The organism is Frankia sp. BMG5.23 (assembly GCF_000685765.2).
Lineage (GTDB): Bacteria > Actinomycetota > Actinomycetes > Frankiales > Frankiaceae > Frankia > Frankia casuarinae.
In genome coordinates this window covers 100254-117797 of record NZ_JDWE01000007.1, presented here as the reverse complement: position 1 = coordinate 117797, position 17544 = coordinate 100254, and the positions used below count along the sequence as shown (strand labels likewise).

Sequence of the window (17544 nt, the reverse complement as noted above, 5' to 3'; positions counted from 1 at the left end):
CGCCCGAACTGACCCCAGCCCGAACCGTGGGACGTTCGCCACCCGGGGGATCGACGCTCAGTCCCCAGCCCCGACCTCAGCCCCAGCCCCGTGGCCGGGCGCGTCGCCGGGCGCGGTCGGACCCCGCCTGTCCTCGGCGGCGTCCGACTGGGCCCGCGAGGTCACCCACAGCCCGACGAGGAGTACGAGCAGGGCGGTCACCGGCATGACAAAGTAGAGCCCGCCCGCGCGGACCTTCATGTCCACCAGGTCGGTGAGCAGCGGAGAGGCGTCCTTCGGCAGCGCGTGCAGCAGCTGGGGCGAGCGCCGCAGGTGGCCGATCCAGCCGGCGATCAGCGAGCCGCCGATACCGCCCGCGGCGAGCCCGACCGGGACCGGCCATCCCGCGTCCCGGACCCGCCAGCACGCCACGGCACCGCCGATCACGCCGGCGACCGCGCAGATCAGGGCGAACCGGACGTCGATGTCGCTCTGGACCGTAAACGCCGATTCATGCCCGTCCAACGCCACGGCAAGATCCAGATGCGGCGCGGTCGCGGCCCAGAGCAGGCCGAGCGGGAAGCCGGCGAGCGCCATCGCCGCCGCGCAGATCAGGCCGGCGACGGCCGCCGAACGAGCACCGAACGCCCGGCCCGGGTTCCGCCCGGGCGGCGCCGGTTCACCGGCCGCGGGGACGGCGATCGCCGGATCGAGGGTCGGCTGACCAGGGTGGTGCGGCCCGTCCCCGGGTGGGACGTCCCCGGGTGGGACGGACAGCGCGACCGGCTCGACTCCGCGGATGCCCGACGACCGCTCCATCATGACGCGCTTTCTGCCACTGGCTGTCTGTCTCCTCGTCCCCGGCCTACCAGCATCCCCGGCCTACCAGCGCGTTGTCGCCGACCGGCCGCAGGCCGTTGACCCTACCGCGCCGGTCGGTCCCGCAGCAGTCCTGCTACTACGCTGGCCCCGCTAACTATGACGCCCTCAGGACGTGCCGACACGGCGCAGTGCCATCGCCGCGACAGACAGCGCCACCATCCCGACGGCGGCGCAGATCCCGAGGTCGAGGACCACCTTCGCCCAGTCGACACCGGGTTGGAAGGCGGCCGCGAGGGCGTCCACCGCGTAGCTGCTGGGCAACGCGTCCCGCGCCCAGCGGCCGACCTCGGGCAGCCGGCCGGAGGGGATCACACCGAAGAACAGCACGATGCTCATTCCGAGCTGGCCGGCGACGGTCGCGAGCTCCGGCCGAGGGGCGAGCAGGCCGATCGCCGCCCCGAGCCCGGACAGGCAGATCCCGGCGAGCGCCACGACGGGCAGCAGCAGCCACAGGCCGGACAGCGGCAGCCCGTAGAGCAGCGCCCCCAGCACCGCGGTGACGACAGTGCCGGGCGCCGCGAAGGTCGCGTACGAGGCCGCCGTGCCCAGCACCACCGCGACGCCGGGCACCGGCAACGTGAGGTAGTAGTCCAGGGCACCGGCCGCCCGCAGCGCCCCGAACCGCTGGGCCAGCAGGTTCAACGCGACGAAGGCGACCACGAGCACCGTGGAACCCGCCACGACCTGCCCGGCGGCCGTGGTGTCGCCGACGTCGAGGATCCCGCGCAGCAGCACGAGGATCCCGACCGACTGGAACGACGCGACGAACAACAGGGGGATCCGTCCCACCTTGGAGCGGGCGAGCTGCCCGCGGTAGACCGCACCGAACGCGGTGCGGAACGACGTCGGCGGCGGCAGCTGCGGCGGGGCACTGCTCGGCGGGGCGGAGGCCGACACCGGCCGCGTGGCGGGAGCCGGGCGGCCATCCGCGACCGATGGCGCCGGCACCCCGGGTGCCCCGCCACCGGGTGCCCCGCGCGCGTCCGGAACGACGGTCACCGGAAAATCACGATCATGCGCGCTCCAGGTCCCGCGACCTGCCGCCGAGGGTGAGGTACACGTCCTCCAGCGAGGGGGTGGCGAGACTGAAATCGTCCAGCGCGGCGAACGCCGGGCCGGCGGTCAACCGGCCGAGGGCGTCACGGGCCGCGGCCGGAGCCAACCGGATGGTCCACCGCCGTCCGTTGACCACGGCGAGCGCGGCCAACGTCGCGACGGTGGGGTCGTCCGCGGGCGGGTCGTGGCGCCACGCGAGGTCGAGCCGGACGTCACCGGACAACGATGCCTTGAGCTGGCCCGGAGTGTCGCAGGCGATCACCCGCCCGGCATCCAGGACGGCGACCCGGTCAAGCACCGACTCCGCCTCGAGGACGTTGTGCGTGATCAGCAGGACGGTGACACCGACGGTGTCCCGGCGACGTTGCAGCGCCGACCACACGGCCCGCCGGGCGACGGGGTCGAGGCCGGTGGTCGGCTCGTCGAGGACGAGCATCGGCCGGTCCCCCACCAGGGTGGTAGCGACACACGCCAGCCGGCGTTGCCCACCGGACAGCTTCGACAGCGGGCGATGCGCCACCGCCTCCAGACCGAGCTCGCCGAGCACGGCGTCACGGACCGCCCGCACGGCGGAGCGGGGGACGCCGCGCATGCGGGCGGTGGTCGCCACGGCGGTGGCGACCGGCAGCTCGGCCAGCGCGAGATCGTCCTGGCCCAGATAGGCGGCGAGCCGGGCCGGCAGACCGCGGGCGGCCAGCACGTCGCGGCCAAAAAGGGTAATCGTGCCCGCGTCCGGCCGCAGCAGACCCATCAACTGGCGGACCAGCGTGGTCTTCCCGGCGCCGTTCGGCCCGAGCACCCCGAACACCTCGCCCTGCCGGACGTCGAGATCGATCCGATCATTGGCGAGAACGGCATGCTCACCCGTCCCGTGCCGCCGGGTGAGCCCGCGGACCGCGTAGCTCAACACATCGACCATTGTCGCAGTCGGAGCCGGTCGATGGTCCCGGGCCGACAACGGGCGCTGATCACACCGCGCTGCTCATCCACACCACGACGTCGAGCATCCGCAGCGGGGTGATCGGGGGACCCGCGACGGGTACCAGCGCCCCGAGCCGGCGGAACTCCTCGGCGTTCTCCCGCAGGTCGTACTGCATCGCGCGGATGAGCAGGCCCATGTACTGCCGCCAGGACCGCCCGTCCCGCGGCGACGGCGGGACGCAGTCCTCGTGCTGGTAGAAGATCCTCACCTTGGAGTCGAACAACGGGACCAGGGCGGGCCGCTTGCGGTGCAGCACCTTGGCGATGAGGGAGCCCTTGACGTCCCGGTCGGAGACGTCCGGGTCGTCGAGGGGGTCGTAGAGCGCGGCGACCAGATCGAGGGTGACCTCGTCGGCCTCGATGAGCTCGATGCCGGGAGGAAGCCTGTCCAACGCCCGCTGCAGCAACGGCATCAGCGCGGTGAGCGTGTGCATCCGATCCAGGTCCACGTGGACGCCGAGCAGGCACGGGGCCAGGAGATCCCCGGTGCACAGCAGATCCGGATCACTATTGGTGACCAGGCCGTCGTAGTACGGGTAGGCGTAGCGCAGACCTCGCTTGCGCGGCCCCAGGTACTCCTCGAGCAGGCTCTCCGCGTCGAAGACCTCCCGGGTGCCCTTCGCCAGCTTCAACCTGGGTCTCCTCATCATGATCCGTGAACTCCCCGGCCGGTCGCAACCCCAGGTGACGAAGCCGGTCTCGCCCCTCATCCTCTCCTGTCCCGGTCGACGATGGCGCAGGGGTCGGATGCCACGCCAGAACGGTCACCGTCCGCCACCCGTGCCCGGCACGCCGTCCGATCATGCGGACGGCTCAACCGGATCAGCGACGGTCCGGGGACAGTGGGATGAATCTCACACCCGGCGGCCCGCTTCCCGGTGGGGCCGGATCCACCACCCGCACCCGGGGATCGGTTTCGAGCTGCGAGAGCCGGCAGGCCGGGGCGCGGACCACCACGGCGAACAGACACCCGCACCCGGCCCGCAGGTCGTTCGCCGCCCGCCGCTCGCGGTCGGCGGCGGCGGTGTTGCCGACCTGTGTGTCGGCGGCGGCTCGGGCGTCCGCCTGGGCCGCCGCCGACCCGAAGGCCGCCCGGACGTCGGCCACCGGATCGCGCACGACGGCCTGCTCCTGTTCACCCCCGATACCGGCGGTGAAGAACACCTGGACGGTCCGGAAGTCGCCGAACACCTCGAGCAGGTCGGCGGGGGTGCGGGGCGCGGTGAGACTGGCCACGGCGTAGAGATCGGCGCCGGGGGCGGCCGAGGTCAGCAACGCGAGGTTCTGCCGGCTGGCGCCGAGGTAGTCGGCGACCGGGTCGTTCGGCCCGGGGCCGATCGTCACCGCGGGCAGCGCGGGCGCCACCGGCTGGTCGGGCGCCGCCGGCTGGTTCGCGGACGTCGCTGCCTGCTCGGTCGCCGAGGAGGACGGTCCGGACGACGGAGCATGATCGACGCCCTGCAGGATCGCGGCCGTCGCGCTCACCACGATCAACGCGACGAGTCCGAGGACGAGCATCCGGACGCCCCAGTCCACCACCCCGCCGGGCGTGACTCCGGCCACGTCGAGCAGGGCCGGCGGACCGTCATCGTCGTCGGAGCCGGCAGGCGAGGGCCGGACCCGGTCCCGGGTCCGGCGGACCCGACCGATCTCCCGCTCCGCCAGGCCCACCATCCACGCCCGGACGATCGCGATCGCGCGAGAGGTCGCCGGCAGCGTGCGGGCGTCGACCCGATCGAGCAGCGCCCCCAACCCGTGGACCGGTGGGCGCACGGTGGACCACCCCCGGCAGGCGGGGGCCGGGGCCGGCACCGCTCCCCCGGGTGCCGCGGGAGCGGGCACCGGCGCCGAGGTCGCCTCCCCGAGCGTCGCCGGCTCCGTCATGGCTGGTCCCGCAGCCGTTCCACCGCCTCGGCCAGGTCAGCCGGGTCCGGACTGGTGAACTCGACCCGTCCGCCGTGACCGGGATGATCGAAGGACAGCCGCGCCGCGTGCAGCCACTGGCGGGTCAGGCCGAGCCGCTCGGCGAGCGTGGGATCGGCCCCGTAGGCGAGATCCCCGACACACGGGTGCCGCAGGGCGGACATGTGCACCCGGATCTGGTGGGTGCGCCCGGTCTCCAATCGCACGGACAGCAGGGAGGCGGCCCGGAACGCCTCCTGGAGGTCGTAGTGGGTGATACTCGGCTTGCCGTCCGCGACGACGGCGAACAGCCCCGGCCGGCGCGGATGCCGGTCGATCGGGGCGTCCACGGTGCCCCGCAGCGGATCGGGATGGCCCTGCACCACGGCCCGGTAGCGCTTGTCCACCGTACGGTCACGAAACGCCCGTTTCAGCAGGGTATATGCGCGCTCGCTCTTGGCGACCACCATCACCCCGGTGGTACCGACGTCGAGACGGTGCACCACCCCCTGACGCTCGGCCGCGCCCGAGGTGGAAATGCGGTATCCCGCGGCGGCCAACGCCCCGATCACGGTCGGTCCGGTGAAGCCGGGCGCCGGATGGACGGCGACCCCGACCGGCTTGTCCACCACGATGATGTCGTCGTCGTCGTAGAGAATGCCGAGAGCCTCGACCGGCGTGGGTTCCACCGCCACCGGACGCGGCGGAGCGGGCAGCCGGACCTCCAGCCAGGCACCGCCGCTGACCCGGTCGGACCGGCCCCGGACCTTCCCGTCGAGGCTCGCCTGGCCGTCGTCGACGAGCGCGGCGGCCACGGTCCGCGACAGCCCGAACATCCTCGCGATCGCCGCGTCGAGACGGACGCCGTCGAGCCCGTCCGGGACCGGCAGGGACCGCAGGTCACCGCCCGTGATGGTCACTGCCCCCGCCGGGGGGATGATGCTCGGCGTAGCGCGTGCCGTCCAGACCCACGCCGCGCAGGGACAGGATGACCGCGAGCACGCCGCCGCAGACGATCGCGGAGTCGGCCACGTTGAAGATGGGCCAGTAGTGGAGGTGGACGAAGTCCACGACGTGACCGCGCAGGGGACCGGGCGCGCGGAAGAGGCGGTCGGCGAGGTTGCCCACCGCCCCGCCGAGCAGGGCGCCGAGCACGAGAGCCCACCCCACCGACCGCAGCCGGCGGGCGGTGAACACCACCACCGCGACCACGGCCAGGGCGACCAGGCTGAGTAGCACCGTCGCGCCGCCCGCGAGGCTGAAGGCCGCTCCGGAGTTGCGGGTGAGCTCCAGGTCGAGCAGGCCGGGGATGACCTCGACAGGCCCCCGGTCAGACAGGGTGGCCACCGCGACATGCTTGGTGAGGATGTCCGACAGCAGGACGATCGCCGCCGCGACCGTCAGCGTGGCCACCGCCCGGCGGGAACCGACGGTAGGGCGAGCCTCGTCCCGCCCGTGCGGCACCGGCGTCGACCCCCCGGGCGGGGCCGAGGGCTTCGTCGACATCGCCGGCGCGACGGACCCCGCGCCCGGGGTGACGCCCCCCGGCGCGGTCACCGCGTGATCGACGGGATCTTCGGACACACCGCTCCCGATGGTCGGCACCTCTCCTACCGGACCACTCTACGGCCCCGAGTCCCGACGATGAACCGGCCGCGCGGCGAAGGGCCGAGCCGGGGACGGGACCACTCGTCCCGCTGAGCTACGCTGATGGACAGCGGTACGGCGTGGACGGGGACGAGTAGCGGCGGGCGCAGCCCGAGCGAGCCGGGGTCGGTGGAAGCCCGGTGGCCAGCGCGTCGCGAAGATCACCCCCGAGCCGCCGGAAGAACGGAATCCGGTCGACCATCGGGTCCCCAGTAGATCCGGCCGCCGCGAGGACAACGAGGGGCCATCCCTCGGCCCGATCCGGCCGAGCGGGTGCGCAAGGAGGGTGGTACCGCGGTACCCCCGGTCCGGGTAGGACAGGCGGCCGGCGCATCGGCCGGATGGTCACGCCCGGGACCGGTGAGGCGTCGTCCCTCCGTTGGAGAACCAGCCCGACGGAGATTACGACTATGGAGACCGGGTCCCCACGATGAGCACCCCTCTGCGGCATCCCACCTTCGCTCCGCTGCCCGCCCAGGTGGACCTGCCCGCCCTGGAGCGGGAGACGTTGGCCCGCTGGCGCGACACCAAGGTGTTCCACCGTTCGCTGGAGGCCACCGCGGACCGCCCGCTGTGGGTTTTCTACGAGGGCCCACCCACCGCCAACGGCAGGCCGGGGGCGCACCACGTGGAGGCCAGGGTCTTCAAGGACCTGTTCCCCCGCTACCGGACGATGAAGGGCTACCACGTTCCCCGGCGGGCGGGCTGGGACTGCCACGGGCTGCCCGTCGAGCTCGCGGTCGAGAAGGAGCTCGGCTTCACCAGCAAAAACGACATCGAGGCGTTCGGCATCGCCGAGTTCAACGCCCGGTGCCGCGAGTCGGTGCTGCGCCATGTCGCGGACTTCTCCGCGATGACCGAGCGGATGGGCTATTGGGTCGACCTCGATGGCGCCTACCGCACCATGGACACCAGCTACGTCGAGAGCGTCTGGTGGTCGCTCAAGCAGATCTTCGACCAGGGCCTGCTGGTCGAGGACTTCCGGGTCACCCCGTACTGCCCGCGCGACGAAACGCCGCTTAGTGACCACGAGGTGTCCCAGGGCTACTCGGACGTCGACGACCCCTCGGTCTACGTCCGTTTCCCGCTCGTCGCCGACGCCCTGGGCCTCGCCGGGCAGGGTGCGCAGCTGCTGGTATGGACGACGACCCCGTGGACGCTGGTGTCGAACACGGCGGTGGCCGTTCACCCGGAGGTGGAGTACGTCCTGGCCCGCGCGGGGGACGGGGAGTTGTTCGTCGTCGCCGAACCACTGGTCACCGCGGCCCTCGGCGAGGACGCCGAGATCGTCGAGCGGTTCCGCGGGGCGGAGCTGGCCGGTGCCCGCTACACCCGCCCGTTCGAGCTGCTGGCGGCCGAGCGGTTCGCGGCCGGCACCGGCGTCCCGCACTCGGTCGTGCTCGCCGACTACGTGACGACCACGGATGGCACGGGCCTGGTCCACCAGGCGCCAGCGTTCGGCGCGGAGGACCTCGCGGTCTGCCGGGCGAGCGGGCTGCCGGTGGTGAACCCGATCGGGACGGACGGTCGCTTCCTCGCCGACGTCCCCCTGGTCGGCGGGATGTTCTTCAAGGATGCCGACGCGCCGCTGACCGCCGACCTGCGCGAGCGGGGCCGGCTGTGGCGGGCGTCGACGTATACGCACAGTTATCCGCACTGCTGGCGCTGTCACACACCGTTGATCTACTATCCGCTGCCGTCCTGGTACATCCGGACCACCGCCATCCGCGACGAGCTGCTGGCGCAGAACGAGCGGACGACCTGGCACCCCGAGCGGATCAAGACCGGTCGGTACGGCGAGTGGCTGCGCGGCAACGTCGACTGGGCGCTGTCCCGCAACCGATACTGGGGGACACCGCTGCCGGTCTGGCGCTGCGACGACGACCCCACCCACCTGGTGTGCGTCGGGTCACTCGCGGAGCTCTCCGAGCTCGCCGGGCGGAACCTGGCCGACCTCGACCCGCACCGCCCGTTCGTCGACGAGGTCACCGGGACCTGCCCGACCTGTGGCGGCGCCTCGCACCGGGTGCCCGAGGTGATCGACGTCTGGTATGACAGCGGCGCGATGCCGTTCGCCCAGTGGGGCGCCCCGCACCACAACCTCGCGGCGTTCACCCGGCAGTACCCGGCGCAGTACATTTGCGAGGCGATCGACCAGACCCGCGGCTGGTTCTACACGATGATGGCGGTCGGCACGCTGGTGTTCGGCCGCTCCTCCTACGAGACGGTGCTCTGTCTCGGCCTGCTCCTGGACGCCGACGGCCGCAAGATGAGCAAGCATCTCGGCAACGTGCTCGATCCCTTCGAGCTGTTCGAGCGGCACGGCGCGGACGCGGTCCGCTGGCTGATGCTCGCCGGCGGCTCGCCGTGGGCGGACCGCCGGGTGAGTCACGAGGCGATCGAGGACATCGTCCGCAAGGTCCTGCTCACCTACTGGAACACCTCGTCCTTCTTCGCTCTCTATGCCGGGGCAGCCGGCTGGCGCCCAGGCGCGGACCCGGCCGCGGACCCGCGCGCGACACCGCCGGCCCGACGGCACGTGCTGGACCGCTGGGCGCTGTCCGAGCTCGCGGCCACCGTCGCCGAGGTGGACGATGCGCTGGAGAACTTCGACTCGCTGCGGGCCGGGCGGCGGATCGCCCGGTTCGTCGACGACCTGTCCAACTGGTACGTCCGCCGGTCCCGCCGCCGGTTCTGGGCCGGCGACGCCGACGCCCTGAGCACCCTGCACACCTGCCTGGACGCGCTGACCCGGGTGATGGCGCCGTTCACGCCGTTCCTCACCGACTGGCTGTGGTCACGGCTGTTCGCCGACGCATCCCCGCGGACCCCCGACTCGGTGCACCTGGCCGCCTGGCCCGAGCTCCCGGCGGGGCTGCACACGCCGGAGCTCTCGGAGCAGATGGATCTCGTCCGGCGGATCGTGGAACTCGGCCGCGCCGCCCGGGCCGCCAGCGGGGTGCGCACCCGCCAGCCGTTGCCGCGGGCGGTCGTCGGCGCGAGTGCCTTTGACGAGCTCTCCCCCGAGCTGATCGCGCAGATCACCGAGGAGCTCAACGTGACCACGGTGGAGCCGGCGACCTCGGAGGTCGTCGACATCTCGGTGAAGCCGAACTTCCGGGCGCTGGGGCGGCGCTTCGGCAGGAACACCAAGGCGGCCGCCGCGGCCATCGCGGCCGCCGGTCCTCCCGTCAACGGACGGCTCACCGTCACCGTTGACGGGGAGGACGTCGAGCTGTCCGGGGACGAGCTGATCATCACGGAGACGCCGCGGCAGGGCTGGGCGGTCACCGCCGAGTCCGGGCTCTCCGTCGCCCTCGACCTGGAGATCTCCCCGCAGCTCGCCCGCGCCGGGCTCGCCCGCGACGTCGTCCGGGTGCTCCAGGACGCGCGCAAGGCGGCGGGGCTGGAGATCACCGACCGGGTGGACGTCTCCTGGGCGGCGACGCGCGAGGAGACCGCGCTCGCTCTGCGTACCCACGGTCAGACGGTGGCCGAGGAGGTGCTGGCGGTCTCCTTCACCGAGGCGGCCCGCACGGAGCTACCTGCGGCGCAGCCGCGCGAGACGGCAGCCCGCTCGGCGGCCGAGGAGCTGGGCCTGGCGTTCACGCTCACCCGGCACGAGACGACCGGCGGCTGAGACCGAGGCCCGGGGTCAGCGAGAGGCCCGGGGCCAGCGAGAGGCCCGGCGTACTGCTCCCGCCGGGAGCAGCGCCGCGGCGGCCAGCGTCAAGATCAGGGACGCATAGACGAAACCGCTGCCGGCGAGGATGCCGACCACCGCAAGAACCGTACACAGAGCAAGAACCGCTCCACAAAGCGTCAGCATCTCTCGATCACCCCATCACGAGACCGGCCGTCCGCGCCGGTGCCGAGGGCCACGCCGGACCCGCCGAGGGCCGCGCGGTGGATGATCAGAACTCCTGCATTCCCGGGGCGTCCCGCCGGGTGGCGTCCATGTCCGGCCGGCCGTGACCGTTGTCGCGGGCCATGGCGGCGCCGGCGGGCAGGGGCGGACCGGGCGGGAAGGTCGGCTGGTGGGCGGGGCTCTGCGCAGCGCCACTGGGCCCCATGCCCACCGCGGGCGGTGTGGGTCCACCACCCGGGTTGAGGCCCGGCCGCGGAGGCCCGCCGGCACCGACGGCCGGCTGGGTCGGCATGCCGTCCAGGTCCCGCAGCTGCATCTCCAGGTAGGCCCGCAGCCGGGTGCGGTACTCCCGCTCGAACGCCCGAAGCTGCTCGACCTGGCCCTCGAGACGACGCTTGTCGTCCTCCAAGCCGCCGAGCTGCTCGGCCACGTGCGCCCGGGCCTCACCGATGATGCGGTCCGCGTCCGCCCTCGCCTCGCGGCGGGCGCGTTCGGACTCCGCGCGCGCCTCGCGCAGCGCCTCGTCCGCCGTGCGCTGGGCCAGCACGAGGGTACGGGCGACCCGCTGCTCGATGTCGGCCTCCACCTGCGGGTTGCCGCCGGCCCGGGCGGGCGGTCCGGAGGTACCCACCGCCGAGATCACCGTGGTGGGGGCGCCACCCTGCTGCGGCGCGGGGGGCTGCGGCTGCTGGCCCCGCTCCCGGGCAGCCTGGGCGGCCTGGGCCTGCGCCTGGGCGATCTGGCGACGCGCCTCGTCGAGCTGGCGGCGCAGGCCCTGGTTCTCCTCGAGGATCTGCGCGGGCACGCCCGGACCACCACCGCCGGAACGCCGGGCCTCGTCGAGCTGCCGGCGCAGGTCGCTGTTCTCGTCCAGCAGCCGCGTCAGCTCGGCCTCGACCTCGTCGAGGAAGGTGTCGACCTCATCCTCGTTGTAGCCCGTGCGAAACCTCGTCGGACTGAAGACCTTGTTCTGAACGTCCTGTGGTGTCAGAGCCACGTCGCCTCCTCGTGCGGCATCGCCGCTCCCCGAAGAGAGGGCGGTCTGCGGGCAGTCTGCCGCGCCCGCGCTCGCGGTGTGCACAACAACCCCGTCACAGCCTCTGCGCATAGCTTCGAAGCACGATGACCACTAGGAAGAGCAGCAGGAACCCGAGGTCAAGCGCAACGCTACCCACCCGCAACGGCGGAAGAAATCGCCGGATGAATCGTAACGGAGGGTCAGTTACCGTGTACACGATCTCGAAGACCAGTACCAGCGGGCCGGTCGGGCGGAACGATCGGCTGAGGGCAAGAACCAGATCGATGATCCATCGTGCTATCAGGAGCAACAGATAGACCGTCAGCACCCAAAAGATCAAGCTTCCTACTGTGCTGATGGTGCTCTCTCCTGAGAAACGGGGGGGACGCGAACGCCCCCTGACTATGACTGGTTGTAGAACCCACCCTCGCGGATGCGTCGCTTGTCCGTCTCGGTGACCTCGACGTTGTGCGGCGAGAGCAGGAAGACCTTGTTTGTCACCTTCTCGAGGTCGCCCCGCAGCCCGAAGATCAGACCTGCGGCGAAGTCGACCAGCCGCTTGGCGTCGGCATCGTCCATGTCGGTGAGGTTCATGATAACGGGCGTCCCGTCCCTGAACTCCTCGCCGATCTGGCGCGCCTCATTGTAGCTGCGTGGCTGAAGCGTGGTGATCCGGTAGGGGTGCGACTCCTCCACCGCGGCCACCCTGCGCATCGGCACGGGACCGGCGGGACGCAGCGGTTCGACCGGTGGACGTCGCGGCATGGCGACCGGCTCCTCACGTGCGTCTATCCGACGGACCGTACGGTCCATCGGAACCGGTTCGTGCATAGCACGCCGGTCGTCACGACCGACCGCACGACCGTCGTCATAGTCGTCGTCGAGATAGTCCTCATCCTCCTCGGCCAGACCGAGGTAGACCATCGCCCTGCGCCCGAGCCCCATGGGCGCGACTCTAAGGGACACCAGGCCGTTCACCGAACAAAGCGGTGCCGATCCGAAGGTGTGTCGCGCCTTCGGCCACAGCGTCCTCAAGATCTCCCGACATGCCGGCACTGATGACGGTGGCCTGGGGATGCCCCACCTTCAGGCGTTCCGCCACCTCACGCAGTCGCGCGAACGCAGGTCGTGGCTGCCCCCTCCGGGGGGCGACAGCCATCACGCCTCGCAGGGCCAGTCCCGGCGCCTCCTCGACAAGATCGGCCAGGGCGGAAAGGCCGGCCGGATCGATCCCTCCGCGCCTCGAGCCGGCGATCGACGCGCCGATCTTCCCATCGGAAGCACCAGGGAGGTCCAACGAGACCTGGAGACAGATCGACAGCGGGCGGCCGCGTTCCATTGCCAGCCGGGAGAGCACTGGCACCAGGCTCACCCGATCCACCGACTGCACCCAATCCGCCCAACGAAGAACGGATCTGGCCTTGTTGCGCTGCAGTTGTCCCACGAAATGCCAGATCGGATCGTCGGAACCGGTGGCACCGGAGGACAGGCCGTCACCGGTTCCCTTGGCCGGGACGCTCCGTTCCCCGCCGATCAGCCGGGTGACGAGACTCACCTTCGGCCCGGCCTCCTGCTCCCGGTTCTCGGCGAAGTGCCGCACCCCGAGCGTGTGCATCATCACAACATCCTGGGGTGGGTAGGTTTTACTGACCGCAATGAGGGTGAGGTGGTCCGGATCACGGCCCGCGGCCCGGGCCGCCCCCGCGATCCGAGCCCGGACCTCGGCCAGCCGCTGCGTCAACCGGTCCAGGCGCGCCGGATCGAGCTCGATCGGGGCGGGCCGGTCCGGGGCGGGCCGGTCCGGGGCAGGCCGGTCCGGGGCAGGCCGGTCCGGGGCAGGCCGGTCCGGGGCAGGCCGGTCCGGGGCAGGCCGGTCCGGGGCAGGCCGGTCCGGGTCGAACGGTCCGTCGGACTCCCCCGAGCCGGATGCGCCATGCCTCGCGGGCATCTCGGGCCGGTGGATCATGGCGTCGGCCCGAGCCAGGCCAGACCGGCGAAGCGTCCCGTCCGACCCTCTCGACGGTAGGAGTAGAGCTCCGGATCCTCGGCGGTGCATCGAGCAGAAATTGTTATATCGGTCACACCGGCGGCGGCGAGTTGACGACGGATACCGGCACGCAGGTCGATCGCCGCGGTGCCGACGCGGGTGGTGGCCGCACTCCCCGGCACCTGGGTATCCACCTCGCAACGAAGATCCTCCGGCACCTCGTAACAGCCGGCACAGATACATGGACCGATGGTGACACGGAGCTCGTCCCGGGCGGCGCCGAGCCGCTCGAGGGCCCCAAGAGTGGCGTGTATCACGCCACTGGCCATCCCAACCCGGCCGGCGTGCGCCACTCCCACCACCGCGGGGGCCTCGAACAGCACCGGTGCGCAGTCGGCAACCATCACGGCGAGCACGAGGCCGGGGACATCGGTCACCAGCGCGTCCGCCTGTGGAGGCGGCCCGTGCCGACGCAACACGGCGACCTGCCTCCCATGCACCTGCCGCATGTACTGGACCGGCATCCGCAGCCGGTCGACGAGCCGGCGTCGGTTGACGGCGACGGCCTCGTCGGCATCCCCGACGTGGTCGCCCAGATTGAGTCCCTCGAACGGCGGGTCGCTGACCCCGCCCGAGCGCGAGGTGACGAGAACCGGCATGCCGGAAGTCTGCCTGGCACCGGCTACTTGAGGAAGTCCGGCACGTCCAACTCGTCGTCGTCGGCCACCGGCCGCACCGGCCGGCGAGGCGGGTAGGTCGGCCGGGGAGCAGTGCGCGGCGGCTCCGGGCGGTGCTGACCATAGGCCTGATCGACCGGCGGCTCCACCGGTTCACGGTTCGGCGGGGCGAGGCGAGACTCGATCGTCGGGATCACGGTCGATTCGGCCGTGGCGGCCGCAGCGGGTTCGTTCGAGGCCGGCGCCCCCGGCAGCGGTTCCGGGTGGTAATGACCGACGTTCGACGGCGCGATCGGCGGCGGGGGTGCCTGCAGGTAGCTCGGTGTGGGCGGCGGGACCGGCGCGACGGGCGGGGGCGCGGCGGGGGTGGCGGGGGCGGCGGGCGGCGTCCGAGACGGGACTGTGGAGATCGTCGGCAGCGGCGGCAGGATCGTTGTCGCGGGCGAGGTGGCCGGGGCGGCCACCGTCGGCGGCCCGGCAGCCGACCCGCCGGCCGGCCCCGGCGGGCGCCGCTGCCCCGCCGCGTTGAGGGTGCGGGTCCGCCGGTCCTGGACGGTGTCGAAGCCGGCGGCGATGACCGTCACCCGCACCTCGTCCCCGAGTGCGTCGTCGATGACCGCACCGAAGATGATGTTCGCTTCCGGGTGGGCCGCGTCGGCGACCAGCTCGGCGGCCGCGTTGATCTCGAACAGGCCGAGGTCCGACCCACCCGAGATGTTGAGCAGCACCCCCTGAGCCCCGTCCATGCTCGCCTCGAGCAGGGGGGACGCGATGGCCTGTTCGGCGGCGACGGTGGCCCGGTCGTCGCCGCGGGCCCGTCCGATGCCCATCAGGGCGCTGCCGGCATGGGACATGACCGTCTTGACGTCGGCGAAGTCCAGGTTGATCAGGCCGGGCGTGGTGATCAGGTCAGTGATGCCCTGGACACCGGAGAGCAACACCTGGTCGGCGCTGCGGAAGGCGTCGAGAACGCTGATGTCCCGGTCCGTCATCGCCAGCAGACGGTCGTTCGGGATGACGATGAGGGTGTCGACCTCATTACGCAAAGTGTCGATACCGGTGTCGGCCTGAGTGGCCCGGCGCCGACCCTCGAAGGTGAACGGCCGGGTGACCACACCGATGGTGAGTGCTCCGAGGGAGCGGGCGACGTTCGCGACGACCGGCGCACCGCCGGTACCCGTGCCACCACCCTCACCCGCGGTGACGAAGACCATGTCGGCCCCCTTGAGGACCTCCTCGATCTCCTCCCGGTGATCCTCGGCAGCCTGGCGGCCGACCTCGGGGTCGGCTCCGGCGCCGAGGCCTCGGGTGAGCTCACGGCCGACATCGAGTTTCACGTCGGCGTCGCTCATGAGCAGGGCCTGGGCATCGGTGTTGATGGCGATGAACTCGACGCCCTTGAGACCGACTTCGATCATCCGGTTGACGGCGTTGACGCCACCACCACCGATCCCGACGACCTTGATGACCGCGAGATAGTTCTGTGGGGCAGCCATGCGGTGTCGGTCCTCCAGCGGCGTCGGTGGTCGGACGGGGGTTACCCCGCCCCTGCGCCGCCGCGGGAAGGCGGAGCCGCGCGGCGAGCGAGGAAAGCAGTCGAAGTCTCAACCTTCACCGTCAGCTAGACGGTTACAGTTATGTCAACTTCCGACTGTGGATCGGACAGTAGGCACGGCTTCGGCGGTGGTCAAGGACGCTGTCGGCGCGTCACGACTTTCCCCGCATGGTGGCTTCGCCACAATGCGGGGACCCCCGCCCCGGAAGGAGTCTGTGGTAACCGTGACTCGCCTCCGGCGACCTTCCCGGCGCAGCCGACGGGGGCTTCGTCTCAATGTACGGACCCCGATCAATGTACGGATCCCGACGCCTGGCCGTGCCACGGATCAAGAGACCTCACCACCACCGGGGCCGATGATGGTGTACTGCCTCCCGTGACCGGTCAGCGCACCCAGCACGTCCATTTCCTCGGCATCGGAGGCAGCGGCCTGTCTCCGCTGGCCCAGATCCATCTCGCGGGCGGCGGGACGGTGAGCGGCAGTGACTCCGAAGACTCGCCCCGGGTGGCGACCCTACGCGCACGGGGGGTACCGATCCGGATCGGGGCCACGCCCGGTCCGGCCGCCTTCGCCGCCGAGCTCGCCGGTGCGGATGTCGTGGTCGCGTCCAGTGCGCTGCCCGACGACCATCCGGAGATCGTCGCCGCCCGCGCGCTCGGTCTGCCCGTGCGCCGCCGTTCGGAATGGCTACCGGAGCTCACCGCCGGCTACCGGCTGGTCGCCGTCGCCGGTTCGCACGGCAAGTCGACCACCTCGGCGATGCTCACCCTGGTCCTGCGCGCCGCCGGGCTGGATCCCACGGCGGTCATCGGCGCGGAGGTGTCACAGCTGGGAGGGAACGCGCTGGCCGGCTCCGGCGACGTCTTCGTCCTGGAGTCCGACGAGTACGGCGGCGCCTTCGCGGGCCTCGACCCGAGCATCGCCGTCATCACCAACGTCGAGTGGGAGCACCCTGACGTCTTCCCCGACGAGGCATCGGTCCGGACGGCCTTCGCCGCGTTCGCCCGACGGGTCCGGCCGGGTGGACGACTGGTCGTCTGCGGAGATCATCCCGGGGTGGTCGCCGTCCTCACCGAGCTGGGTCGCCAGCGGCCCGGCAATGACGTCGCGGTGAATGACGTCGCGGTGATCGACTACGGCTTCGGTGCCGAACGCCACTGGCGCGCCGTCGACGTCGTCACCACCGCGGGGGACGACATGACCAGGGCGACCGTCCTGCGGGCCGGTCAGGAGATCGGCGCGCTGACCCTGACGGTACCCGGCCGGCACTCGGTGCTGAACGCGCTCGCGGTCCTCGCCACCGCCACCGAGCTGGGAGTCGCTCCCGCCCAGACCCTCACCACCCTGACGACCTTCACCGGCGCGGCCCGACGGTTCGAGTTCGTGGGCTTCTGGAACGGCCCCGCCGACAGCACCGGCGTCGGACCCGCCGGAGGTCCGGGCAGCCTGGAGGTGATCGACGACTACGCGCATCATCCGACGGAGGTCCGTCTGACGCTCGCCGCGGCCCGTTCACGGGCTCGGGGACGGCAGATCTGGACGGTACTCCAGCCACATACGTTCAGTCGGTTCGCCGCGCTACTGGACGACTTCGCGGCCGCGTTCAGCGACGCCGACCGGGTGTACGTCACCGACATCTATGCCGCCCGCGAGACCGACGACCTCGGTCTGCATGCCGTCGACCTGGTCAAGCGGGTGAGCGAGCCGGCGGCAACATACTACGTGTCCTGGCCCGAACTCGTCGAACGACTCGCCACGGACGTCCGCGTCACCCTGAGCGACGAGGCGTCGCGGGGGATCCTGCTGCTCACGCTCGGAGCGGGAACGATCACCACGGTCGGTCCCCGGCTGCTGGCCGCCCTGGGCTTCTCGGCGGCCGGTTGACCGTTGCATGTGAGCGTCCAATGGCGCTCTCATGCCGCCTTACCTCGCCGCGACGGGTACTCCCCCACGGCCGTCCGAACGGCGGTGAGGTACCGCGGTGGGGTACC

Annotated in this window: 15 protein-coding genes; 2 read left to right on the top strand and 13 right to left on the bottom strand. The window is 71.9% G+C overall.

Annotated features, from left to right (window positions below):
* Positions 1–57: 57 nt before the first annotated feature.
* From BMG523DRAFT_RS05350 to BMG523DRAFT_RS05320, 7 genes are all read right to left on the bottom strand, one after another.
* Positions 58–801 carry a hypothetical protein gene (locus tag BMG523DRAFT_RS05350; protein ID WP_011435873.1) on the bottom strand — a complete coding sequence of 248 codons (744 nt, stop codon included), beginning with the start codon at positions 799–801 and terminating at the stop codon, positions 58–60.
* A 165-nt stretch (positions 802–966) separates the two neighbouring features.
* Positions 967–1758 (bottom strand): ABC transporter permease, encoded by a 792-nt coding sequence (locus BMG523DRAFT_RS05345; protein WP_232234952.1) that lies wholly within the window; start codon positions 1756–1758, stop codon positions 967–969.
* 115 nt (positions 1759–1873) lie between these two features.
* Positions 1874–2836 carry an ABC transporter ATP-binding protein gene (locus BMG523DRAFT_RS05340; RefSeq protein WP_011435871.1) on the bottom strand — a complete coding sequence of 321 codons (963 nt, stop codon included), beginning with the start codon at positions 2834–2836 and terminating at the stop codon, positions 1874–1876.
* A gap of 49 nt (positions 2837–2885) precedes the next feature.
* Positions 2886–3530, bottom strand: a complete 645-nt coding sequence (locus BMG523DRAFT_RS05335) for a DUF6308 family protein (RefSeq protein ID WP_035730575.1) — start codon at positions 3528–3530, stop codon at positions 2886–2888.
* 190 nt (positions 3531–3720) lie between these two features.
* Positions 3721–4782 carry a hypothetical protein gene (locus tag BMG523DRAFT_RS05330; protein ID WP_043590551.1) on the bottom strand — a complete coding sequence of 354 codons (1062 nt, stop codon included), beginning with the start codon at positions 4780–4782 and terminating at the stop codon, positions 3721–3723.
* Positions 4779–5720: an RluA family pseudouridine synthase gene (locus tag BMG523DRAFT_RS05325; RefSeq protein WP_011435868.1), complete on the bottom strand. Its 942-nt coding sequence runs from the start codon at positions 5718–5720 to the stop codon at positions 4779–4781. The genes BMG523DRAFT_RS05330 and BMG523DRAFT_RS05325 overlap by 4 nt, the downstream gene beginning before the upstream one ends.
* The gene (locus BMG523DRAFT_RS05320; protein WP_368671086.1) at positions 5701–6405 is read right to left on the bottom strand and encodes a signal peptidase II; all 705 of its coding nucleotides are present in this window, start codon (positions 6403–6405) and stop codon (positions 5701–5703) included. Before BMG523DRAFT_RS05320 ends, BMG523DRAFT_RS05325 begins: the two co-directional genes overlap by 20 nt.
* 472 nt (positions 6406–6877) lie before the next feature.
* Here BMG523DRAFT_RS05320 and ileS point away from each other — a divergent pair, with 472 nt between their 5' ends.
* Positions 6878–10087: an isoleucine--tRNA ligase gene (ileS, locus tag BMG523DRAFT_RS05315; RefSeq protein WP_011435866.1), complete on the top strand. Its 3210-nt coding sequence runs from the start codon at positions 6878–6880 to the stop codon at positions 10085–10087.
* Positions 10088–10361: 274 nt separating this feature from the next.
* Here ileS and BMG523DRAFT_RS05310 read toward each other — a convergent pair whose 3' ends face one another.
* The 6 genes from BMG523DRAFT_RS05310 to ftsZ form a co-directional block, all read right to left on the bottom strand.
* Positions 10362–11312, bottom strand: a complete 951-nt coding sequence (locus BMG523DRAFT_RS05310; protein WP_011435865.1) for a DivIVA domain-containing protein — start codon at positions 11310–11312, stop codon at positions 10362–10364.
* 94 nt (positions 11313–11406) lie between these two features.
* Complete coding sequence (locus BMG523DRAFT_RS05305) at positions 11407–11661, bottom strand: YggT family protein (protein ID WP_035730579.1); 255 nt, start codon at positions 11659–11661, stop codon at positions 11407–11409.
* A 74-nt stretch (positions 11662–11735) separates the two neighbouring features.
* Positions 11736–12278, bottom strand: coding sequence for a cell division protein SepF (locus BMG523DRAFT_RS05300; RefSeq protein WP_023840535.1), 543 nt, complete (start codon positions 12276–12278; stop codon positions 11736–11738).
* Positions 12279–12288: 10 nt separating this feature from the next.
* Positions 12289–13281, bottom strand: coding sequence for a YggS family pyridoxal phosphate enzyme (locus BMG523DRAFT_RS05295; RefSeq protein WP_235462880.1), 993 nt, complete (start codon positions 13279–13281; stop codon positions 12289–12291).
* Between the two features lie 14 nt (positions 13282–13295).
* Positions 13296–13979: a peptidoglycan editing factor PgeF gene (gene pgeF / locus BMG523DRAFT_RS05290; protein WP_011435861.1), complete on the bottom strand. Its 684-nt coding sequence runs from the start codon at positions 13977–13979 to the stop codon at positions 13296–13298.
* 23 nt (positions 13980–14002) lie between these two features.
* Positions 14003–15493, bottom strand: a complete 1491-nt coding sequence (gene ftsZ / locus BMG523DRAFT_RS05285; RefSeq protein WP_011435860.1) for a cell division protein FtsZ — start codon at positions 15491–15493, stop codon at positions 14003–14005.
* A gap of 435 nt (positions 15494–15928) precedes the next feature.
* Between ftsZ and murC the strand changes: the two genes are divergently transcribed.
* The gene (murC, locus tag BMG523DRAFT_RS05280) at positions 15929–17437 is read left to right on the top strand and encodes a UDP-N-acetylmuramate--L-alanine ligase (protein ID WP_011435859.1); all 1509 of its coding nucleotides are present in this window, start codon (positions 15929–15931) and stop codon (positions 17435–17437) included.
* Positions 17438–17544: the final 107 nt, after the last annotated feature.

Bases quoted from the DNA above. Each gene is read 5' to 3' on its own strand.
- BMG523DRAFT_RS05350 (WP_011435873.1), bottom strand. From the start codon at position 801: ATGATGGAGCGGTCGTCGGGCATCCGCGGAGTCGAGCCGGTCGCGCTG.
- BMG523DRAFT_RS05340 (WP_011435871.1), bottom strand. From the start codon at position 2,836: ATGGTCGATGTGTTGAGCTACGCGGTCCGCGGGCTCACCCGGCGGCAC.
- BMG523DRAFT_RS05330 (WP_043590551.1), bottom strand. From the start codon at position 4,782: ATGACGGAGCCGGCGACGCTCGGGGAGGCGACCTCGGCGCCGGTGCCC.
- ileS (WP_011435866.1), top strand. From the start codon at position 6,878: ATGAGCACCCCTCTGCGGCATCCCACCTTCGCTCCGCTGCCCGCCCAG.
- BMG523DRAFT_RS05300 (WP_023840535.1), bottom strand. From the start codon at position 12,278: ATGGGGCTCGGGCGCAGGGCGATGGTCTACCTCGGTCTGGCCGAGGAG.
- BMG523DRAFT_RS05295 (WP_235462880.1), bottom strand. From the start codon at position 13,281: ATGCCCGCGAGGCATGGCGCATCCGGCTCGGGGGAGTCCGACGGACCG.
- pgeF (WP_011435861.1), bottom strand. From the start codon at position 13,979: ATGCCGGTTCTCGTCACCTCGCGCTCGGGCGGGGTCAGCGACCCGCCG.
- ftsZ (WP_011435860.1), bottom strand. From the start codon at position 15,493: ATGGCTGCCCCACAGAACTATCTCGCGGTCATCAAGGTCGTCGGGATC.